This is a genomic window from Wolbachia endosymbiont (group A) of Cydia amplana (genome assembly GCF_964028495.1).
Lineage (GTDB): Bacteria > Pseudomonadota > Alphaproteobacteria > Rickettsiales > Anaplasmataceae > Wolbachia > Wolbachia pipientis.
Map to the genome: position 1 here is coordinate 39,039 of NZ_OZ034792.1, position 22,942 is coordinate 61,980.

At 34.4% G+C, this 22,942-nt stretch carries 19 protein-coding genes; 14 read left to right on the forward strand and 5 right to left on the reverse strand.

Features of this window, described 5'->3' with window-relative positions; translation table 11 throughout:
• Nucleotides 1-244: 244 nt before the first annotated feature.
• The gene (trmB, locus tag ABWU40_RS00200; RefSeq protein ID WP_012673367.1) at nucleotides 245-910 is read right to left on the reverse strand and encodes a tRNA (guanosine(46)-N7)-methyltransferase TrmB; all 666 of its coding nucleotides are present in this window, start codon (nucleotides 908-910) and stop codon (nucleotides 245-247) included.
• A 139-nt stretch (nucleotides 911-1,049) separates the two neighbouring features.
• Between trmB and ABWU40_RS00205 the strand changes: the two genes are divergently transcribed.
• From ABWU40_RS00205 to ABWU40_RS00215, 3 genes are all read left to right on the forward strand, one after another.
• Nucleotides 1,050-2,702 carry a 30S ribosomal protein S1 gene (locus ABWU40_RS00205; protein WP_015589375.1) on the forward strand — a complete coding sequence of 551 codons (1,653 nt, stop codon included), beginning with the start codon at nucleotides 1,050-1,052 and terminating at the stop codon, nucleotides 2,700-2,702.
• Nucleotides 2,703-2,731: 29 nt separating this feature from the next.
• Entirely contained in the window at nucleotides 2,732-3,010 is a 279-nt protein-coding gene (locus tag ABWU40_RS00210; protein ID WP_010963035.1) for an HU family DNA-binding protein, read from the forward strand.
• A 72-nt stretch (nucleotides 3,011-3,082) separates the two neighbouring features.
• Complete coding sequence (locus tag ABWU40_RS00215) at nucleotides 3,083-3,409, forward strand: cell division protein ZapA (RefSeq protein ID WP_010082086.1); 327 nt, start codon at nucleotides 3,083-3,085, stop codon at nucleotides 3,407-3,409.
• On the opposite strand, the gene ABWU40_RS00220 is transcribed toward ABWU40_RS00215, so the two are convergent.
• Nucleotides 3,384-3,662, reverse strand: a complete 279-nt coding sequence (locus ABWU40_RS00220) for a succinate dehydrogenase assembly factor 2 (protein ID WP_006279484.1) — start codon at nucleotides 3,660-3,662, stop codon at nucleotides 3,384-3,386. The genes ABWU40_RS00215 and ABWU40_RS00220 overlap by 26 nt on opposite strands.
• Nucleotides 3,663-3,761: 99 nt before the next feature.
• Here ABWU40_RS00220 and rseP point away from each other — a divergent pair, with 99 nt between their 5' ends.
• The 8 genes from rseP (at nucleotide 3,762) to surE (ending at nucleotide 16,382) form a co-directional block, all read left to right on the forward strand.
• A complete protein-coding gene (rseP, locus tag ABWU40_RS00225; protein WP_353279188.1) occupies nucleotides 3,762-4,880 on the forward strand; it encodes an RIP metalloprotease RseP in 1,119 nt (372 codons plus the stop codon).
• Nucleotides 4,881-4,888: 8 nt separating this feature from the next.
• Nucleotides 4,889-7,225 (forward strand): outer membrane protein assembly factor BamA, encoded by a 2,337-nt coding sequence (bamA, locus tag ABWU40_RS00230; protein WP_265039304.1) that lies wholly within the window; start codon nucleotides 4,889-4,891, stop codon nucleotides 7,223-7,225.
• A complete protein-coding gene (locus ABWU40_RS00235) occupies nucleotides 7,226-7,777 on the forward strand; it encodes an OmpH family outer membrane protein (protein WP_077188197.1) in 552 nt (183 codons plus the stop codon).
• 4 nt (nucleotides 7,778-7,781) lie between these two features.
• Nucleotides 7,782-8,213 carry a 3-hydroxyacyl-ACP dehydratase FabZ gene (gene fabZ, locus ABWU40_RS00240; RefSeq protein ID WP_006279640.1) on the forward strand — a complete coding sequence of 144 codons (432 nt, stop codon included), beginning with the start codon at nucleotides 7,782-7,784 and terminating at the stop codon, nucleotides 8,211-8,213.
• Between the two features lie 45 nt (nucleotides 8,214-8,258).
• A complete protein-coding gene (locus ABWU40_RS00245; protein ID WP_141457273.1) occupies nucleotides 8,259-11,141 on the forward strand; it encodes an FAD-dependent oxidoreductase in 2,883 nt (960 codons plus the stop codon).
• A 303-nt stretch (nucleotides 11,142-11,444) separates the two neighbouring features.
• Complete coding sequence (locus ABWU40_RS00250; protein ID WP_015589371.1) at nucleotides 11,445-13,004, forward strand: proton-conducting transporter membrane subunit; 1,560 nt, start codon at nucleotides 11,445-11,447, stop codon at nucleotides 13,002-13,004.
• Nucleotides 12,989-14,332, forward strand: a complete 1,344-nt coding sequence (ffh, locus tag ABWU40_RS00255; protein WP_141457276.1) for a signal recognition particle protein — start codon at nucleotides 12,989-12,991, stop codon at nucleotides 14,330-14,332. The genes ABWU40_RS00250 and ffh overlap by 16 nt, the downstream gene beginning before the upstream one ends.
• 1,297 nt (nucleotides 14,333-15,629) lie before the next feature.
• The gene (surE, locus tag ABWU40_RS00260; protein WP_015589369.1) at nucleotides 15,630-16,382 is read left to right on the forward strand and encodes a 5'/3'-nucleotidase SurE; all 753 of its coding nucleotides are present in this window, start codon (nucleotides 15,630-15,632) and stop codon (nucleotides 16,380-16,382) included.
• Between the two features lie 24 nt (nucleotides 16,383-16,406).
• Here surE and hisS read toward each other — a convergent pair whose 3' ends face one another.
• Both hisS and ABWU40_RS00270 read right to left on the reverse strand, forming a co-directional pair.
• Nucleotides 16,407-17,630, reverse strand: coding sequence for a histidine--tRNA ligase (gene hisS, locus ABWU40_RS00265; RefSeq protein ID WP_015589368.1), 1,224 nt, complete (start codon nucleotides 17,628-17,630; stop codon nucleotides 16,407-16,409).
• A complete protein-coding gene (locus tag ABWU40_RS00270) occupies nucleotides 17,627-18,199 on the reverse strand; it encodes a NifU family protein (RefSeq protein ID WP_353279414.1) in 573 nt (190 codons plus the stop codon). The genes hisS and ABWU40_RS00270 overlap by 4 nt, the downstream gene beginning before the upstream one ends.
• A 169-nt stretch (nucleotides 18,200-18,368) precedes the next feature.
• Here ABWU40_RS00270 and ABWU40_RS00275 point away from each other — a divergent pair, with 169 nt between their 5' ends.
• The gene (locus tag ABWU40_RS00275) at nucleotides 18,369-18,620 is read left to right on the forward strand and encodes a J domain-containing protein (protein ID WP_223823149.1); all 252 of its coding nucleotides are present in this window, start codon (nucleotides 18,369-18,371) and stop codon (nucleotides 18,618-18,620) included.
• A gap of 19 nt (nucleotides 18,621-18,639) precedes the next feature.
• Here ABWU40_RS00275 and ABWU40_RS00280 read toward each other — a convergent pair whose 3' ends face one another.
• Nucleotides 18,640-20,169 (reverse strand): N-acetylmuramoyl-L-alanine amidase, encoded by a 1,530-nt coding sequence (locus ABWU40_RS00280; RefSeq protein WP_353279189.1) that lies wholly within the window; start codon nucleotides 20,167-20,169, stop codon nucleotides 18,640-18,642.
• A gap of 342 nt (nucleotides 20,170-20,511) precedes the next feature.
• Between ABWU40_RS00280 and ABWU40_RS00285 the strand changes: the two genes are divergently transcribed.
• Together ABWU40_RS00285 and ABWU40_RS00290 are read left to right on the forward strand one after the other, a co-directional pair.
• On the forward strand, nucleotides 20,512-21,741 hold the full coding sequence (locus tag ABWU40_RS00285; RefSeq protein ID WP_006280242.1) for a cytochrome b: 1,230 nt from the start codon (nucleotides 20,512-20,514) through the stop codon (nucleotides 21,739-21,741).
• A 368-nt stretch (nucleotides 21,742-22,109) separates the two neighbouring features.
• A complete protein-coding gene (locus ABWU40_RS00290) occupies nucleotides 22,110-22,868 on the forward strand; it encodes a cytochrome c1 (RefSeq protein ID WP_010963022.1) in 759 nt (252 codons plus the stop codon).
• Nucleotides 22,869-22,942 lie beyond the last annotated feature (74 nt).

Below are 22,942 nucleotides of genomic sequence, written 5' to 3' on the forward strand. Positions count from 1 at the left end.
TTCGCGGTGGCATGACGATAAGCCTCATCATCCCGCTACGTGTTAGCGCCGCGGCGGTATGACGATTCGCAGCGGCATGACGAGAAAGGGGCTACTTGGATGATACCTTTTTTCTACTTAGTTTGGGTTATGCAAGAAGTCTATTCCTTCATAAGGAGAAGTAGTTAAAGGAATTTACTCTATTTCTCCCTCTTTTTTTATTATTTTTAATCTATAGTTAACGTAAAAGAGATATGCAAAAACTCTATTGATCCATAGTCTGCAAATTATTAATAACACTTACTTTAAAGAACCTCACTTTACGCTGATCTTTGAGCGCTCTTCTGTGGTATTTTGTAAGAGTATAACTTGTGAAATCGTCTTCCCTATAGATTAAAGAGTTACACTGCTTTATATGTGATGCTATCCACTCTGCATAGTCCTGATGATCGGTTGCAATGAATATTTCCCCTGTTATAAGTATTTTTTTTGCTAATAAATTTAAAAATTCCGTATTAATTAATCGTCTTTTATTGTGACTTCTTTTTGGCCATGGATCTGGAAAGAGAATAAAGAATCTTTCAACACTGTTATCAGGAAAATTTGCAATCAATTCTCTTGCATCTTCTGTCCACATTAAAATATTTTTTATGTTCTGTATTTCTATGTTTGTCAGCAAGCGAGAAACCCCCTTTAAGTAGGGCTCACATCCTATAAATAATAGATCAGGTTCATTGAGCACCTGGTAAAGCATATTTTCACCGTTGCCAAAGCCTATTTCTACCCATATTCTTTTTTGTGAATTTACAATTTTCTCTATAGATTCCTTGCTGTTTTGAATAGAATATTTTTCCAATATTTCATCAACATCAGGTTTTAGCCTGGACCTTCTGGAGAACGATCTAATCCACTTGCTATTCTTAAATAGCATATTCTTGATACATATATAATTTTCTCACTATATTTTATATAGCTTAAACAATTCTCGAAATGAGTTAATGAAAAATTACTTGTCAATAATTGTTAATATTATATAATATATGAGTTCTAATAAAGTTTAAGTTAAAGGTATGAATAATAATAATCCAGTCGTAAATCTACCGGTTACTATCAGAAAGCTATCATCAAACAAATTTATAGAAGAGATATGTCAAGGCCAATTTGAGGATCAAGATAATACCTTGTTTGAAGATTCTTTTGTTAACAAAATTAAAGAAGGAGATGTGGTAGAAGGTGTAATTACAAGAATAAACCCTAACGACGTTGTGGTTGATATTGGTTTAAAATCTGACGGGAGAATTCTGATCAAGGAACTCGGTTGTAATGATGAGGTCATTATTGGCTCGAAAATCAGAGTTTATGTGGAAAGAATTGAAGATTATCATGGTAATGTTGTTCTTAGTCGTGAAAAAGCAATTAGGGACGAAAAATGGAATAAGTTGGAAGAAGATACAGTTACAAGGGCTGAAGTAAGCGGAGTTATTAAACGCTCAATTAAATGTGGCTTTATTGTTGATCTTGGTGACGGAATAAGCGCTTTTTTACCGCTGAGTCATGTGGATTTGAAGCAAGTAAAAGATGCGAAGCACCTTATTGAAACTGAACAAAAGTTCATCGTGCTTAAAATGGATAAGAAGCAGGGCAATATTGTAGTATCAAGAAAGCTGGTGTTAGAAAAATTGCACGCTGGTGAAAAAATTAAATTTTTAGAATCTTTAAATGAAGGCGATATAATAGAAGGGAAAATAAAAAGTATCACTCATTACGGTGTATTTGTCGGTATTCATGAATCAGATGTAGTGGGAGTTATAGATGGATTGTTACATATTACAGATATCTCTTGGAGTAGGGTAAGTCATCCGTCTGCAGTTTTTACTTGTGGTCAGACTATAAAAGTTAAAATTATAAAAATAGATAAGGAAAATGCTAAAATTTCCTTGGGTGTGAAGCAGCTAGAAGATAGCCCTTGGCAAGATGCAGAGTCAAAATATCCAGTTGATAGTGTGAATAAGGGTTATGTAACAAGCATAGAAGATTATGGATTATTTGTTGAGCTTAGACCTGGAATTGAAGGTTTAGTGCACTCGTCAGAAATAACTTGGGTTAAGAGTAATTTACCAGTTAGTAGTCTCGTAACAAGGGGACAAGAAGTATATGTAAAAATTCTCAGTATTGACATTGCTAAGAGTAGGATGAGTTTAAGCATGAAAAGGTGTGTAGACAACCCTTGGCAAGTATTTATCAATAAATATCCTCCTGGTTCTATTGTTTCTGGTGAAGTGAAGAATAATACCGGCTCATATGTATCTGTTGCTTTCGGTGATTCTGAAATAGATGAGAACGTAGAAGGGACAATATATGTGAAAGATTTTAGTTGGTCTAAAAATGGTTCAGATGAGATAAAGAAGTATAATGTAGGTGATAAAATAGAAGCAAAAGTAATAAGGGCTAACGTGAATCGGGCAAGAACTTATCTTGGAATAAAACAAATAGAGTATGATCCTCTTGAAGAACTGATAAAGAAAGTTAAGGTAGGTGATAAAATACAGGTTATTGTAGGTAAGAGAGAAGATAATGGACTAGTCGTTGAAGTTGAGAACGATGTAACCCTTCTAATAGATCAAGAGCATTTACCAGAGAATAAAAAATTCTCTATATCAGAAAAAATAGAAGTTGAAGTATTGGGTGTTGAAGAATATAACATAGCATTATCTGCTAAGTGATAAGGTTTACTTATTTTGGCTTCATATAAATGGCAACAAAGTCTGATATAATAGCGAGGGTAGCAAAAAGACATCCTTTTTTAGATAAGATTGTTATAGCAGCTATAGTTGATAGATTTTTTGGGATACTTTCAAGCACATTGAAACATCATAATAGAGTTGAAATTAGGGGGTTTGGTTCTTTTTCAGTTAGAAGTTATAACTTGAAAGAAACAAGCCATTTAATGTTACAGAAGTTTACAAAGAATCAATACTTTAAAACATATTTTCGTAGCAGTAAAAAATTATCTGATTTGATAAATGAATAAAAATTTATACCATAAATAAGATGAAAGTAGGGGTTTGAGTTTATACTGTACGATAGAAATTTTTAGCACCATATGCAAGTAGTAGAAATAGTTATACGTAATAACACATATAAAATATCTTGCGAAAGTGGGAAGGGGAATCATTTATTACGCCTTGCTAATAGTTTTGACAAGTTAGTTAGTTCTGTATCTCAAAAAACTGGAGGTAAGGGTTCGGATGCATTAAATTTCTTACTTGCAGCACTAATTCTTGAGGATAAAATTTTAGAATTAACAAAGCGATTAGATGAAGTAAATCAAGAGCGCGAAAAGTATAGAAACGAGAAAAGAATAGAATATACTGAGGTACTAGATAAGGTAAATAAGATTATCACTAATCTTGAGTGCATAAAGGATTAGCTTCAATAAAGCAAGCAATTAAATTGACTATCTGACTATTCAAGCCAGGAGGGAGGTTTGTCTTACGAGTTATGTAACAATATAATTCGTAATCATCAAGATCAACTATTTTTTCGTATTCGATTAGTTCGCTTAAGGAAAATTTATCAAGATATTTCAATGCGAAATGCCCTAAAAGTATATCGGTTTCTTTGCAACCCCTATGCCAGCTTCTATATATTAATTTTCTTCTGAGTAGTGAGGTATCTGTCATTACAATTAAACTTTTTTTAATTTAAAAGTTAAACTAAATACTTGTCAAGCGAGGCGCATTTTAATATACTTAACATTTTGTTAAGATCTAAATATACAGGTGGAATTAATTTCTAATCTTATCCATCAATTTAGCGATGGAATATATTATTTTTTATCATTTTCTTTAATAATTTCTGTCATAGTATTCGTGCATGAATATGGGCATTATGTTGTTGCCAAAGCATGCAAAGTTAAAGTTGAATCTTTTTCCATAGGTTTTGGTCCTGAAATTTTTGGTTTTAACGATAAGTCTGGAACTAGATGGAAATTAAGCGCTGTTCCATTGGGTGGTTATGTTAAAATGCTAGGAGATACTAATGCAGCGAGTGTCCCAGCTGATCAACAAGAATTAACGGAAGAAGAAAAATTGTATTCATTTCATACAAAACCGCGTCATAAAAAAGCAGCAGTAGTTTTTGCAGGGCCTTTTGCAAACATGGTATTTGCTGTTATAGCTTTTACAATATTCTTTAGCATAGCAGGTTATTATCGCACTCCACCGGTGATTGAAAATGTAATCGAAGGTAGTGCAGCTAAGCAAGCTGGTTTGTTGCCAGGTGACACTATTACACAAATCAATGAGCATAAAATAAAATACTTTGAAGATATTTCACGTGTGATAATGTCGAATCCTAAAACAAGAATGGAGATTGAGTATAGCAGAAATAATGAGAAGCACAGGACCAGTTTAACTCCATTAATAACCAAGGACAAAGACGTTTTTGGCAACACAATAGAAAGAGAAACTATAGGGATTATTTCAGTCAATACATTAAAGCAGTCGTCTTTTCTTGGGGCTGTGAGCTTATCAGTAAGTGAAACTTACCACACTATGTGCTTAACGATCAAAGCTCTCTTTCACATTATTGTTGGTAAAAGGAGTATCAATGAAATAGGTGGACCAATAAAAATCGCAAAATATTCAGGACAATTAGCTAAAAAGGGATTTATTATGGTTCTATATTTTATGGCAATCATTTCAGCTAATTTAGCTGCAATTAACTTGCTGCCAATACCACTGCTAGATGGTGGGCATTTATTTCATTATATCATAGAAGCGGTTATACGTAGGGATTTAAGCTTGAAATGTCAAAAATATGCAGCTATTTTTGGTGCTTTAGTGTTGTTTTTGCTTATGGCAACTGGAATGTCAAATGATATTAGGGATCTTTTTTGAAATAAAATATGAAAAAGCTATTTTATATACTGGTAGTGGTTTTTATTTCTTTTCCTGCCCTGCTTGTTGCTTTAGGAACTGCGGAAAAAGTGCAGGTGAAAGATGTCAAATGTATTGGTAATGAGAGGGTAAGCAACCAGACAATAGGGTTCTATATAAAACTAAAATCTGGTGATTATATAAACGACGATGATATAGACTCAATTATAAAAGATCTATATAAAACAAAGTTATTTGCTAGTGTTAATGCTTACATAGATGATAAAAAAAATTTGGTAATAAAAATTCAAGAAAATCCACTAATTAACAAGATAATATTAAAGGGTAATAAGTTATTTAATAGCAAAGAGTTACTAAATAATGTGATTCAGTCAAAATCGCTAACTATTTTCACTGAAACAAAATTGCAAAACGATTTAATGAATTTAATCACTACTTATAGAAATAACGGTAAGGTTGGCGTTAAAATTGAATATGAGTTGGAGAAGCTCGATAGTAATAGGGTCAATCTAATTTTCAAAATAAAAGAAGGCAAAACCTCTAAAATTAAGGATATAAGATTTATAGGCAATAAAAACTTTTCTGAAAATGAGCTAGAGCAAGTTATTAAAAGACATAGTAATGACATATTTAGTAAGTTATTTAGAGCCATTTTTAAAGGCGAAAATCATTATTCACCGCAATATCTATTGATTAACACAGAATTGCTCGATCGTTTTTATTCGTCTAAGGGATATATTCAAAATAATATTCAACCAATTGTTGAGGTTGATAATAACAATCAAACAGAGTTAACTTTTTTGATTGACGAAGGACAGCAGTATTTGTTTGGAAATAATGAGGTTAATATTGAAACTGAAATTCAGGATTTGAGCCTAAAAGAAGAAATATTGGATTTTATAACAGAGGAAAACGATAAGATATTTAATAGAGTTAAAATTAATAATACAGTAGAAAAAATAAACAAATATTTAAATGAAAAAGGATATATATTTGCAAAAGTTAATCCAGAGTATGCACAACGTGACAACGTTGTAGATGTAACCTACAGAGTGCTGCCGGGTAAAAAGATTTATATAAATCAAATTACAATTGATGGTAACGATCGCACTTTAGATAAAGTGATCAGAAGTAAGCTAAGTGTAGCAGAAGGTGATGCGTACAATATATCTGAGATTCAAAAGTCACGTAAAAAACTAATGAGTAGTGATTTTTTTGAAACAGTGAAAGTAAATAGTTACGCAGTTAATGACAATACAGTAAATCTTGACTTAAATGTTAAAGAAAAAAACACTACTTCGTTGTATTTGGGAGGCGGTGTGTCTCTTCCTGGTGGAGCATTGATTAAAATTGACCTCAAAGACCGTAATTTATTTGGTACTGGAAAAGAGCTCTCTTTTGCTCTTGAAAAAAGTCAATACGTATTTTCTACTGATTTAGAGTTTGTTGAAAATAATTTTAATGATTCTGATACGTCACTAGGTGTAGACGTATTTTACGAAAAACAAGATAAGCCAAACACTACTTTTGATAGTTGCGATATGGGATTTTTTACAAAGTTATCATATAAAGTCACAGAGAACTTAACTAATTCCCTTCGCTATTCTTATAAGTATAATCATATACACATGGATAATAAGGGTGGACAAGACACCGATATCTCTGAAATAATACTGGACCGAAAAGGTGAACATCAGATTTCATCAGTGGGATACACGTTGGCACATAATAAACTGGATAACCTCTATACTCCAAAAGAAGGGTATTTACTGCGCTTAAGTCAGGATATTTCAGGATTGGGAGGAAACGTGAATTTCCTAAAATCTGAATTCTTATCTTTTTATACGCACCCTATATTAAGCAAAATTGACGATGATATAACTCTACGCTTTAAGATGGCGGCAGGTCATATTTTTTCTTATACTGATGAAAATCTAAACATTGGCCAGCACTTTTTTAAAGGGGGTAATGAGATTAGAGGGTTTGACCTTTCCGGTATTGGACCAAGAGCAGAAGACAAAAATAAAAGCTCATTAGGAGGCAAAACTTATTTTAATCTAACACAGCAAGTGGATTTTCCTCTACCAAAACTATATGACTATGCTGGTATCAAAGGCTCACTATTTGTTGACTATGCGACACTTTTTGGCTTAGATGATAAAAATAAGAAGTATGAAGGGAAATACTATGATAGCAAGCTTGTGAGAGTGTCACCAGGTTTTGGCTTTTCAATGCTTTCTCGTTTTGGTAGACTTAGATTGGATTTCGGGTTTCCTTTAGTAAAGGAATCTTATGATATAATACCATCACCAAATGTTAAATTTTCTATTGAAGCGGGGATTTGAATGAAATATATACAGTTATTTATATCAGTTATTGCCTTAATTATTTCCTTATTTGTGGGGTATAAGTTTGTAGGATATCAACCTCAGAACACAAAGGCTGCCATTATTGATAGTGATAAAGTTATCAATGAATCTCTTGCTCTGCAAAACATACAACAACAAATAAAGGAGCAGAATTCTAGATTACAACAAGAATTTGAAAGTGAGTTAGAAAAACTTAAGCCATCAAAAGAAGAATTTGAACTTTTGTCAGAAGAAGCAAAAAAAGAAAAGACAGAACAGTTTAATAAGCACACTGTAAATACTAGAGATAATTACGCTAAAAAAATGTTACATTTAGAAGAAAGCTATAGAGACGCAGTAGAGAGTGTTTTTAACAAGATAAAAGAAGTCGCTAAAAAAACGGCAGAAAAAAACAACATAGATTTGGTACTATTTATTTCAAAAAAGAACCAAGTTTTATACTCCATGGATGAAGTTGATTTATCAGATGTGGTATTAAACAATATAAACAAGAAAATACCTGAATTTGCTTTGAAAGGCATTGAGTAGGCTTATGCAATTTAATATCAGTGATATTATAAAAATATTACCACATTCTTATCCGTTTCTCTTAGTAGATAGAGTTATAGAGTGTGATCCTGGTAAAAGTATAAAAGCAATCAAAAATGTGACTTTCAATGAGCCATTTTTTATTGGCCACTTCCCTGGTCATCCGATAATGCCAGGAGTCTTGATAATTGAATCTCTAGCTCAGGCATCTGCTATATGTGTTCTAGGTAAAGAAACAATAGAAAATAAAGTTGTTTACTTGAGATCCATTGAAAATGCAAAATTCAGAAAGCCAGTTACTCCAGGGGACACATTGATTCTTCAAGCTAACATTCAAAGTGTGTGTTTAGGTGTACACAAATTTAGGTGTATTGCATCTGTTAGCGAAGAAAAAGTTGCAGAAGCAACAATCTCAGCAGTATTGCAAAATAAATAAAATCTTCATCTGTAAGAAACAGCATGTACACTGTATAGTATAGCAATGAAGCTGAATTTCAAAATCTCATTTTCGAATCTATATACTCGCAATGGATTAATAAAATTAGATGAGACATTTTTGAATTATATCAAATCATGTGATGAGAGCTTGTTTTGTTCATTAATTGAAGCAAGAGAAAAAGCAGCTTCTTCTTCGATGTCATCCCAGTGTCACCTCCCATCATCCCAGTGTCACCCCCCGTCATCCCAGTGCTTGACACTGGGATCTAGAAAACAAGAAGGACGGTCAGCTACTTGGATGACAGATAGTCAGTTAATAGTAGACCTCTCATATTTACTTGATGAATTTATTGCAAAACTTTTCAATGTTGAAAAAGAAATAGAGGAGCTAAAGAAAAAGCACAACGACTTTGCTGTAATATATAAATGCAAAAGGTTATTTGTCCAACGCTATGCATTGAAGAAATACACTAATGTGGCGAATATAGATATTACTAACAAACTAAGTCATTTTCTCACTTTGCCAACAACAGAAAAAAATTTTGCTGAGCAGGTGATGCATTGGTTTGAAGATAAAGAAAATCACAAAGAAGAAATAGAACTTGCAGCACAATATGCAGTGTGGAGAGTAAAAAATAAACAGAGTATATTATTCAGTATTCATAAAAAAATCGACCACGAAAACCTCATACCATTTTCTAAAAAAGAAGTGGACAAAGTTGAAGTGCTGTATTCAAATGAAGTAAAAAGACGATACGGTTTTGATCTAACAAGCAAAAAGGTGAGTTTGAATAAAGCACTAGATAATGCTCACTACTGCATATTTTGTCATAAGCAAAGTAAGGACAGCTGCTCAAAGGGGCTAATTAATAACGACAATACTTTTAAACAATCTCCACTAAAAGTTGAACTGCACGGCTGCCCACTAGAGCAGAAAATATCAGAAATGAATCTGGTGAAAAGCGAAGGGTACAGCATAGCAAGTCTTGCAATTGTGATGATAGATAACCCATTATGCGCAGCCACTGGGCACAGAATATGCAATGACTGCATGAATTCGTGCATATATCAAAAACAAGAACCCGTAAATGTGCCAGCAATTGAAACAAGGATTCTGGATGATGTGCTCAGTTTACCGTACGGATTTGAAATATATTCTCTGCTCAGCCGTTGGAATCCTTTAAATTTTCAGCGTTCATTGCCAAGAGGAAACACTGGAAAAAACGTTCTAGTTGTAGGCCTTGGTCCTGCTGGTTTTAATTTAGCTCATCATTTGTTGAATGATGGGCATAACGTTATTGCCATTGATGGACTAAAAATTGAGCCTTTGATCGATAATTTCCAGCTAATTAAAGATTTCAAACACGAAAAATTGAGTGAACGCATGGCAGGAGGGTTTGGTGGGGTGGCAGAATATGGTATTACTTCTCGGTGGGATAAGAATTACTTAAAGATTATTAGATTACTGCTGGAAAGACGTGAGAATTTCGTACTTTATGGAGGCATTCGTTTTGGTGGCACGATTAATGCTGATGACGCGTTCAACTTGGGTTTTGATCACATCGCCCTAGCACTTGGCTCTGGTAAGCCACGAATGATCAAAATAAAAAACATACTAGCTCGTGGAGTACGCATGGCATCTGATTTTCTGATGTCGTTACAACTGACTGGCGCTCTTAAATTCGATTCTATAGCAAATCTGCAAGTTCGTATGCCGATAGTTGTCATAGGTGCGGGGCTTACTGCGATTGACACTGCCACTGAAGCTTTAGCGTATTATCCAATTCAAGTAGAAAAATTTCTTCTTCGTTATGAGATATTAGTTGATAAGTATGGAAAGGACTGTGTTGAAAAAGATTGGACAGAAGAAGAGCGCGAAATTGCGAATGAGTTTATATCGCACGCACAATTGATCCGAGAAAAGCAAAAGTTAGCAAAAAAAGAGAATAGAGAAATAAAAATATTAGAGTTAATGCAGAGCCTCGGGGGAGTGAAAGTTATATATAGAAAAGAGCTAAAAGATTCACCAAGTTATCGATTAAATAGCGAAGAGGTGCAAAACGCATTATCAGAAGGGATTTACTTTATTGAAAACTTAGAGCCAGTTGAAGTTGTGACGGATAAATATAACCATGCTGAATTAATAAAACTGATAGACACAAAATCCGGCGAAATCAAACGTATAAAAGCACGTTCTATTTTTATAGCAGCAGGTACTGAGCCAAATACAGTTATTGCAACAGAAGATAAAAAGCATTTTAAATTAAGTAATGGGTATTTTACTCAATTGAATTCATTGGGAAAAGAAATAGATCCAATATTTTCTCCAAAAATGCAAAATAAAGATAGAATATTAGTGTATAAGCAAGGCAATAAAACAATCAGCTTTTTTGGTGATCTTCATCCTTCGTATAGCGGCAGCGTTGTGAAAGCTATGGCAAGTGCTAAGAACGGCTACCCTATTATTTCCCAGCTTTTGAATAGAGTTAATAGCTTCGTTTCTGTCATTCCAGTGTGTGATGTTGTGGGCCAGAAAAAAAATGCGTGGCCAAGTGTTGAAGACCTGGCTAATAAAGAATTATTTAATAGAATCAAAGAGCAATTCACTGCAAAGGTTATAAAAGTTCAATATTTAACAGACAAAGTTGTGGAAATAGTGATCAAAGCACCACTTGCGGCAAAGAATTTTAAGCCTGGGCAATTCTTTAGATTGCAAAATTTTGAAACCAATGGCAGAAAAGCCAATAATACAAACCTTGCTATGGAAGGTATAGCCGTAACCGGCACTGAAGTAGACAAAAAAAAAGGAATTATTTCCACTATTGTGCTGGAAATCGGCGGCTCCACTAATTTATGCAGACACTTAAGAGAAGGCGAGCAAATAATTCTTATGGGCCCAACTGGCAGACCTACTGAGGTTTACTAAGTCTCAATATTAAAGTGATGTCAAATTTTATTTCAAAAAGTAAATAATTTACTAACGCTCGTGCACAAATTAAAAATAAATTATGCACGAGTGTAGCGTTATGAATTAGGAGTGCTATATTAAAGCTTACCTCACTATTAAAGCTATCGGTCAGATTAGATTAAAAACCTAATCTGACCGGTTTCTCTATAACCCTCTAAACTCTGATATAATTATATGATAATTAGTTTAATTAGTGGTTAATATGCAAATTGATTTTATTCATATATTGAGATAGCATAAACCATATTGGTTTTAATTATTGTGCAACTTTATAAATCGTCACTGTTACTTCTACTGACTGTATTAATAGTTATAGTCCTAAAATTACCTGAAAATTTGAGCATTGCAGTAAATTGGTCTCTCCCAATTCTAGATTTTGATTTATCTTTTCGTACCATACTAATATCTTTTTTATCAGTTGCATTTTTAGCTGTTCTACCAGCACAAAATTTGACTTTTTCAGAGATGCTATCTTTTGCTGCTTACACTATTAGTTCACTTTATGCAGTTTTATCTGAACATATGATATTGGTTATAATATTCTGTGAATTAATGACCATCAGTGCATTTTTTATTATCGCAGCTAGCTGTAGAGATAGTGGACCTGCAATAAGGTACGCTTGTGTACACTTTTTCGTTGGAGTTATATTAATAGCAGGATTGGCACTTCAAAGCACTAACCTGATAATTTTGGGTTTATTGATAAACTGCGCTTGTTTTCCTTTTTCATTTTGGGTTGTTGATGCATATCCTGCTGCATCGCTACATGGCACCACATATCTCTCTTTATTTACCACTAAAGTCTCTTTTTTAGTGATGCTTTTACACACTTATAACCTATGGCAAGATTGTACTGAAATATTAGCGCTTGTAGGCACCATCACTGCAATTTACAGCATTATATTTGCTTCTCTCGAGCAAAATATTCGTAGATTTTTATGCTATAACGTTGTAGGACAAATGGGCTTGCTGATTATTGCAGGAGGTTTACTCAGCCCTTCGGAAAAGGCAATACCAATTTTGATACTGCATATAATCTTCTCTCTTGTTTATCAATCATTATTGTTTGTAGTCAGCAATTCGATTATTTCACGAACAAAAACAATTAGTTTTAATGGAGTAGGCAAACTGATGTCAGTGGAAGGCATGTGTGCTATAATCGCAATACTTACAATGGCTGCATTTCCTGGAACCGCTGGATTTATTAGCAAATCATACATTACAGCCGAGATTGAAGCAAGTGGTGCTAATTTAGAAGTGTATAAAAACTTATACAAGATTCTAAATTTACTGCTTTATTTAAGCGTGGGGCTCAAGTTTCTTTACTACATATTTATTGCAAAAAGTAAGTCAAAACCTTTAGCAGAGAGGGGAGGCAAAATGACTATGATTATTTTAGCATTTATATGCGTAATTGCTGGCAACCCTTACTTACCTATTTACAATAAACCTTCGATTTTCGATTTTGTGTACAACACAAAAAATATTTTGTCGCAATTTAATTTGTTATTATGTACCACTTTATTGTTCATTCTTTTACGCAAGTTATTTTACCCGAGAATAAATTTTAAAATGGATGTTGATTGGATTTTTAGAGCTTTCATACCCTATATTATCTTGCTGTTCAATCAATTGGTCTTTAAAGTGAGAGAAATGTCTGCCAACGTACTGCAAAACTTGACTAATTCACTTACTAGTTTATACTTTGATAATATTACTAAACTTAAGGAAGTGCTGGGTTATAACTCAGTGAGTTTTGTTTCAGCTTCTTCTCTCTTTTTAATGAGTATTCTACTAATGCTATTATGTTTAAGTCGTTAACCGAAAGTTTAAATTCTGTATTTAGTAAACTAAGAGGAAAGTCGATCATTTCTGAAGATGATTTTAATCTTGCCATGCGTGAAATACGCATAGCCTTAATTGAAGCTGACGTTTCACTTGAAGTTGCAAAAAAATTCATCAATGACATTAAAGATAAAGTGATTGGGGAAAAAGTCATAAAAAGTGTTTCTCCAGCACAAATGATAATTAAAATTGTGCAGGATAATTTAGTTGCAGTTCTCGGATCAGAGAAAAGTGACTTAAATCTAGCAGTTAAACCCCCTGCTGTGATTATGATGGTGGGCTTACAAGGTGCAGGTAAAACAACCACCTCAGGAAAGCTTGCTTTAAAGCTAAAAAAGCAAAAGAAAAAAGTGATGCTTGCCTCTTTAGACATTTATAGGCCGGCTGCCCAAAAACAACTTGAAGTGCTAGGTAAACAAATAGATGTGCAAACTTTACCTGTAGTAATAGACGAGAAGCCCATTACAATTACAAAAAGGGCACTAGCAACAGCAAAGAACGATAATTGTGATGTATTAATACTAGATACCGCAGGCAGGCTTCATATTGACAATAATATGATGAATGAGTTGAAAGCCGTAAAGGAAATAGCTTCACCTGCAGAAGTTATTTTAGTAGCCGACGCAATGATAGGCCAGGATGCGGTCAACATTGCCAAATCATTCAATGAGGTAATAGGTGTAACCGGCATTATTCTTACCCGTGTTGATGGTGATGCACGTGGTGGTGCTGCTCTTTCTATGAAAATGATCGCCGATTGTCCAATTAAATTTATTGCTTGTGGTGAAAAATTAAGTGACCTCGATGATTTTTATCCAGATAGAATTGCAAAAAGAATACTTAGCATGGGTGATGTTGTCTCATTGGTTGAAAAAGCTGCTGAGATTGTTGGTCAGGAAGAAATTGATAAGTTACAAAAGAAAGTGAAAAAAGGTAAATTCGACCTAAACGACCTAGTGGGAATGTTAAAAACTCTGAGTAAAATGGATGGCATTAGCAACATAATGAAATTCATTCCTAGTTCATTTACAAAAAAGCTAAGTAGCAGTGTGCCAGATGACAATAAAGTGAAAAAATATATAGCCATCATAAACTCAATGACTGAAAAAGAAAGGCAAAATCCAGATATTTTAAATGGCAAAAGAAGACTTAGAATTTCTAAGGGGTCCGGAACAACTGTAACTGACATTAATCTTCTAATTAAGCAGTATAATCAAATGAGCTCTATGGTAAATAAGTTCAGTAAAGTTGACCATAGTAAACTCAAAGAATCTGATTTGATGGATATGCTAAGCAGAAAGTAAGTCAGCAGGTAGTGGAATGAGACAAATCATCAGTAAACCTTTAGCTATATCAAAAGCGGCTTAGGTCTCGCAAAAAAATTTACAGCTTCTTGCTAGCCAAGAAATTTATTATTAATTTTAAGAAATACTATAGCTGACCCAAGCAACACGTCATACCGCGATTCATTTCATAACTGTACGAACATTGTAGTGTGGGCCACCAGTGGGGTGTCATCCGAGTAGCTTGACTACTTGGATCCAGAAAAAAGAATGGTGTCATGAAAGTAGCCTCCTTCTCCTGTCATCCCAGCGCCCAGAGGTGTCATCCTTTTTTTTGGATTCCAGACTGGAATGACAGCAGTCCTACGTCATGCCACCGCGAACCGTCATACCGCGATTCATTCGCGGTATCTCTAGATCCCGCTAACAAGTAGCGGGATGACGAGGTCAGGGTGTCATGAAAGTAGCTGACACTGGTTTCCATCCAAGACAGCAGTAGCCCCTTCGGTGTCATTCCAGTGCCCAGACACTGGTTTCTATCCAAAAGGGTGTCATCCCAGTGCCCAGACACTGGGATCCAGGAAAGTTTGCTTGTGGGCAAGCAAACTAGCACAGAAAGTGGTTACAACATTTTCGATGAGATTGCAGAAAGGCTGGATTCCAGTGCCAAGCACTGGAATGACAGCAGTCCTACGTCATACCGCGATTCATTCGCGGTATCTCTAGATCCCGCTAACAAGCAGCGGGATGACGAGCTTATCGTCACGCCGCCACGAACCGTCATACCGCCGCGGCGCTAACAAGAGATCCCGCTAACAAGCAGCGGGATGACGGTTGTCGTTTAGCTACAAACATTAAGAAATTTACCAAATGAAAAAAAAGGCAAAAGAAGCCCCGTAGTGCGAGTTTTGACTCTCTATTACTGTAAGTGGCGCTGTAATAATGTGCTAACGCTTAAAATAAGCGCGATTTGGCTGAATGTAGAAAAATTTTAAAAGACATGCAGCCGCTATAATTTTATGTAATCCGCCAAAAAATACCCTGAGTTTTTACTGAATTTTGTCATTGAGCCTGCAGGTCAAAAACAAGTTTTGAGTCATAAATACCCTTAACACTATAATAAGGGGGCTGGCGGAGTTTGTCAAGCAAGTTTTTTCGTTTCTATTGTAATGACAGTTATGGCCTGTGCAAGAAATCTATTGATTTACAGCAGGTTCTTTGTTACAGTTCGTAGTTATGCAAAGAAACTTAAAGCCTCATGAGTTTATTTACAGCCAGTGGTTTACATAATTTGGAGCTGTATAGCTGAGTATTGTATATGATAATATTAATAACAAACGATGATGGTTTTGGAAGTGAAGGAATAAAATTACTCAAAGAGATTGCACGGAATTTTGCGTCAGAAATATGGATAGTGGCACCAGATACTGATAGAAGCGGGGCTGCAAGATCTCTTGATTATCCAGTGAAACAATCTATTGGAATAAACCAACATAGTGAAAGGGAATTTAGTGTGTCTGGTACTCCTGCAGATTGTGTCATTATTGCGCTAAATAAAGTTATGAATAAAAAACCAGACTTAATATTGTCCGGAGTAAATATTGGATCAAATGTTGGGGACGATATTTGTTATTCAGGAACAATTGGTGCTGTAATGGAAGGTGCTGCAAGGTCTATACCTTCTATTGCACTGAGCCAAGTTTATCATGATAAAATAGACTGGCACAATACAAAGGTTTTTGCACCAAAGGTTATTGCCAAGCTAGTTAAGGTTGGTTGGCCTAAAAACATAGTGATGAGTGTAAATTTTCCTGCTACGGAAAAAGTAAAAGGAGTAGAATTTGCTGAACAAGGTGAATATAACATTGATGGGGATTTAATTTTTACTGAAAATTCGAATGGCTCTTTTAGCTTAAATTGGTCTCGAGAGCACTCAGGCAGTGGTAGTATAAATAAAATAAAAGAAGGATTTATTACTATCACACCAGTAAAATTAGATTTTACAGATTATGATACATTGAATGCTATGAAAAATTCTTGTGCAGACGAATTTTCTTCTATAGCTGACTGAGAAAAACATTTGCATTGCTCCTAATTAGATGTTTTCTATTGTGTTATCGCGAGCAATTATTTTTTCTTCACCTGTATCCATATTTTTTACTTTAACAGTATTGTTGTTTAACTCATCATTCCCAAAGATCAATACAATTTTAGCATTTGCTTGACTTGCTTTCTTCATGCGATTTTTAACTGTTCCACTGTGTTCGTAACTTACATATAAACTATTTCTGCGCAATTCATTTGCAAGTGTTAAAGCATGTTTTTCAGCCTCTCTACCGATTGGAATTAGGTAAATAGGTCGCTCTTCTTTCGGAGAATAATTGATTAACTCCATTATGCGCTCAATACCCCCTGCAAATCCTATTGCTGGAGTGTGTTTTCCACCTACTGAAGATACTAAATTATCGTATCTTCCACCGGCAAAAACTGCCCCTTGTGCACCTAAATCCTCTGTAACAAACTCAAACACTGTGTGGCAATAATAATCCAAACCTCGAACTAGTTTATTGTTTACGGTATAAGGTATATCAAGAATTGTTAATCCATTTAGTATTTGTTCAAAGAAATCTGAGGACTCTTTCGTATAATAATTGCTGATTTTAGGCGCATCAGAGATTATTAATCTATCTTTCTCATCCTTAGAATCTAGTATTCTGAGTGGATTTTTGATCAACCTATTTTTGCTATCTTCTGATAGATCATTTTGATACTTTGTAAAGTATAAGATCAAAGCTTCTCTATACTTAGTTATTGTCTCACCATCACCTAAAGAGTTGATTTCCAGCTTTACATTTTTATTGATGCCAAATTCAGTTAGTAAGTGCTGAGCGAGTGATATCAATTCAACATCGGCTTTTGGATCTTCTATGCCAAAAACCTCAAAATTTATCTGATGAAATTGCCTTTGTCTTCCCTTTTGCGGTCTTTCATAGCGAAATGCAGGCCCTGTTGAAAATAATTTTATCGGCGTTTGCAGTTTTTTTTCAATTAATAGCCTGACAATCGCTGCAGTGAACTCAGGACGTAAAGTTATGCTCTTTCCCCCTTTATCATTGAAGCTATACATCTCTTTAGTGATGATATCTGAGCTATCACCTAAAGTTTTTGTAAAAACCTCCGTGTACTCAAATATTGGAGTTTGGGCGGGCAAAAAGCCGTATAGACTTGAGATTCTATTTGCTGTTTGCTGAATGTATTTAAACTTATACCACTCATCAAATAGAAGGTCTTTCGTTCCTCTAACTGTTTGATTAGTCATAGTGTGGTCTCTATACCTGCAACCTCTGGTATGTGGTAGCTCAGCATATTCTGCACTCCTTGCTTTAAAGTAATTGCAGCACTTGGGCATCCAGAGCAAGCTCCTTGTAATTCAACATAAACTATTCCATCTTTATAGCCACGAAATTTGATATCGCCACCATCTTGAGCAACTGCAGGTTTGATATAACTTTCCATCAATTCTTTTATTCTATTTACAATTTCTATATCACTTTCATCAAAAAATTCCTCATTTGGTATGTTATTATCATTCACTCCTTCTTTATTTAGCGCTTTTCCACCTGAAGTAAAGTGATCCATGATTTTAGTTAAAATTTCTACTTTTAATGTATCCCAATTAATTTCACCCAATTTTGTTACTGAAATAAAATCATGACCAAAAAACACTCTTACCACATGTTCTATTTGAAAAAGATTTGCTGCTAGTTTAGAATTTTTTATCTCATTTGCATTTGAAAAATCAGCCGTTTCTCCTTCGTTTAGAATTGCAAATCCAGGGAGAAATTTCAGTGTGTTTGGATTAGGTGTTTCTTCAATCTGAATGAACATGTTATTTACCATGACGATTATAATTGTTACTATTTAATCATAAAATGATAAAAAAATATACATGTCATTCATCTTTTTCCTTTTTTTGATATTCATAGTAGTTACATTTGTCTTGCCTAGCGTTGTTATATTTTTTCTTTTCCTGACAAAAAAAAATAATATGAGTTTCATGATGAACTCTATATTGAGTAAGTTTTTGAACGAATTTAGTAGCAGTAGAAGTTATACTGAAAATTACACTGGTGATAACATGTCCAAGGATGAAGCATTAAAGATACTGGGGCTGAATCCTGAGGCAAGTCAAAATGAAATCAATAAAGCATATCAAAATTTAATGAAATTAGTTCACCCAGATAAGGGAGGCTCGGAATATTTTGCGCAAAAGCTAAATGCGGCACGTGATAAATTGTTAAAAAAGTGATCTTAAAAAAAGTTTTCGTTTAACGAATTTCTTCCTTTGCTTTTTCTAAATACTCCAATATTGCTTCATGTAGTTCAGTCCATGTTATCTGTTCTTCCAGGGAAGGTATAAATTCTTGTCTCCAAGCATTCTTAAACTCCTGAAACCACTGTTTTTCAAAACCCTGAAATTCTAAAGAAATATCTACTTTAAAGCTATCAATTAAACTGGAAACTTCTGCAGCTTTAGAGCTATCTAGTGATTTTAAAGATAACACTCCACTCTTTAAAATCTCTAACTCTTCCAATACATTAAGCTTAAATGGTTTATAGAGTGAAGACCATATGCGATATCTTAAATAAGAATCATAGTATAACTTAATTTTGTACATTAAAGTGGTAGATGCATCAGGAGAAATGTTATTCTCATATTGTGCAAGAGAAGATAATAAATTCTCATAATCTACTTTGCTTAAACATGGTTGTAGAGTCGATTTAATTTTTTCACTAAAGGTTAGATAACTAGAAGAAATGCCATGACTATATTCACTAAAGAATTCAGGAAATATATCTGCTTGTTCTAGTTTAAGAGGTAGATCTTTTCTAATTTCTCTTGGTAAATTATGTATTGAAAACTGATAAATAACCCATACAAAATTCTCATCAAACTCATCTGAGTAATCAGCATTATTATCAGGAAAAATTACATTACCTTTCTTATCATTCCAAGGTTCTATCTTATAGAAAAATCTGTTCAGCCTTTGTTTTAATTTCAAAATACCTTCATTTCTATCACCTGCTTTATACAATGTTTTGCCCATTTTGTGTTTAGCATCTTTAGGGTTTATTCTGTCACTTATGTGCAATCCAATTTCATTTTTCTCTAATAACTCCCAATCAAACAATTTGTGTGGATCTGGTTTACGCATTGTATAGCCAAGCTCTGGATCATACACTATAGTTCCTATTTCAGAATGACTAAATATCATATCCCTTTTAATTTTAAAACGCTCCATAAGGTATAAAATCAGCTCTTTAACAGATCTCATTTGCTCTTCCGGAAAAGGCTCAAGTCCTGTGTTTACAATTTCAATACCTACAGAATAGTTGTTTAGCTTCCGTAACTCTTCAAGCTTACTATCTACCTTAACTCTTGCATAACTAATACCAGCATGCCATGCTTCTTTCTCTAATGGAACCATTAAGGTGATGCTGCCATCCCTATCGACAATAAAATGAACTGACAATCCTCTAGCATTCAGCGTATCTTTTGTACCTTTTAGTGTTGATGTTTCAGTATGGTGAACTATAACCATTAACACTTTTTTACCTGCCCTATCACCATAATTTAAAGCTGAAGCTGGATCTAAAAATAACAAATCCTGATCTTTCAATAATGGTAATTTTTCTTGTAAATCTTGAAAATCATTCTCGATATTGCTTGAACTGGATACTTGCCCAGATATGAGAAATGCTGAGACAGTAATCAGTAAAACTAATAAATATTTGTTGACTTTAGATAGTTGGATTTTCATACCATCTTCATAAACACTTTGTAGATAATTTTTCATTATATAGTTAGAATAGGGTTGTTGAATAAATTTACAAGACAAAATCATACTAGTCTGGTAGTAGTAACATGTTCAGAGATGGAGCATTTAAAGTGCTAGGAATAGATTCTGGAGCGAACCAAAATGAAATCAATAAAGCAATCAAAATTTAATGAAATTAGTTCACCCAGATAAAGGAGGCTCGGAATATTTTGCACAAAAATTAAACGCAGCACGTGACAGGTTGCTGAAGAGGTAATTAATATTGCTTTAAAGTTTTTATTTGTGCGTAAAGGATAAGTTGCTACAATAAAAAAATAAGATAAAAGTAGCAATGGACATGTGTTCAGAAAGGTTTAAGTTATGCAGGAAGATAACAAAAAAGAAACAATAAAAGAAGAAAAAGGCATATTAGGATGGATAGAATATAGATTGCCTATATTTTCTTTTCTAAGACACACTGCTTCTTACCAAGTGCCAAAAAACTTAAATTATGCTTGGAACTTTGGCTCTTTGGCTGGTATAGCGCTGATTTTACAAATAATAACAGGTATATTTCTTGCTATGCACTACACTCCGCATGTTGATTATGCGTTTAATAGTGTAGAGCGCATAATGCGGGATGTGAATTACGGGTGGTTAATACGCTACACTCACGCTGTTGGAGCATCGCTCTTCTTTATGGTAGTCTATGTTCATATAATGCGTGGATTATATTACGGATCTTATAAAAGACCGAGAGAGATGGTGTGGTTTATTGGAATATTTATATTTTTTGCAATGATGGCAACTGCCTTTATGGGATATGTATTGCCTTGGGGACAAATGAGTTTCTGGGGTGCAACAGTTATAACCAACTTATTTTCTGCTATACCTTTAATTGGCAATAAAATAGTTATATGGTTATGGGGTGGTTTTTCAGTGGATAACCCAACACTTAACCGTTTTTTCGCTCTGCATTATCTTCTGCCTTTTGTTATTATTGCTTTAGCTATGCTTCATGTGATAGCTCTGCATAGGTTTGGCTCTGGTAACCCAAGTGGAGTGGAGGTAAAATCAGATAAGGATACCATCCCTCTCTATCCTTATTATATAGTCAAGGATTGCATAACTTTTGGTCTGTTTTTTGTAGTTTTGTTCGCATTTGTTTTCTATGCTCCCAATTATCTTGGGCATCCAGACAATTATATAGAAGCTGATTCTATGGTCACTCCGGTACATATAGTGCCAGAGTGGTATTTTTTACCTTTTTATGCAATGCTACGTTCAATTCCAGATAAACTTACTGGTGTGCTTACCATGTTTGCGTCTATTTTAGTGTGGTTTTTGTTACCTTGGCTTGATAAATCAAAAGTTAAAAGTGGTGCTTATCGCCCGGTGTTTAAGAAATTTTTTTGGGTTTTTGCAATAAATTTTGTACTTCTTGCCTGGCTTGGAGGACAAGAGGTAAAAGAGCCTTACATCACTATGAGTAGGCTATCTACTCTTTATTACTTTGCATACTTTGTGATAGTTTTACCACTGCTTAGTAAGTATGAAAAGCCAAAAGAACCACCAAAAACCTTAAGTGATTCTGTGCCGGAGATGAGGTGATGTCAATTCAAAGCAGATCTCTTACAAAATTCTCTGTCATCCCAGAGCTCTCTTCTGTCATCCCAGAGCCCTCTTTTGTCATCCCAGTACTTGACACTGGGATCCAGAAAAAAAATAAATGGATTCCAGCATCATGTACACAATTGTATGAACGTTGTATACAACACACAGTGTCATTCCACTATCTTCCGTTGTCATCCCAGTGCTTGACACTGGGATCCAGGTATAAAAATACTTACAAATCATGCAATGGACAACAGATTCTAGGAGTGCATGATAACCATAATGTCAGTGATGAAATAAGCTGGATTCCAGTGTCAGCTACTTGCATGACATCAATTCGAAATTTACTAAAACAGTGGTTATGCATGGGATCTAATGTATTTGCAATCTTCTGCATGTTATTTCTATCTAGTCTTATATCTGCAGAAGAATTTAAATCATCACCAAATAAGAAAATAGACTGGAAATTTGATGGAATTGTCGGATCTTTCGATAGAGAGTCAATTCAGCGTGGCTATAAAGTGTATAAAGAAGTCTGTGCTGCTTGTCATTCAATGAATAGGGTAGCATTTCGTAATTTGCAAGATGTCGGTTTTTCTGAAGAAGATGTAAAACAAATAGCAGCTTCTTATCAAGTTAAAGATGGTCCGAATGATTTGGGTGAAATGTTTGACAGACCTGGAGTACCTTCGGATTATTTTATTGCGCCTTTTGATACAAAAGAAGCAGCTGCAGCAAGCAACAATGGTGCAGTCCCACCAGACTTATCATTAATTATTAAAGCAAGGCATGATGGTGCAAATTATGTCTATTCATTGTTAACAGGCTATCAAAACGGCGAACACGATGAAAATGATTTATATTTTAATTCGTATTTTCCAACAGGCAGATTAGCTATGGCGCCACCACTTTCTGAAGGAATGGTGGAATATGATGGTGCAAGGCAAGCCACAGTTGAAAATATGGCGTATGATGTGATAAATTTTTTACAATGGGCAGCAGAGCCAGAATTAGAGCGCCGGCATAAACTTGGATTAAAAGTAGTGGCGTATTTTATAATTTTAACAGTGTTTTTTGTATTAACTAACAACAAAGTTTGGAGCAAGCTCTATAAAAAGAAGTGATAGTCAATTTTGCCTCAAGCACAATGGTTGTCATCCAAGTAGCTAACACTGGTTCCTTTATGACGGTGTCATCC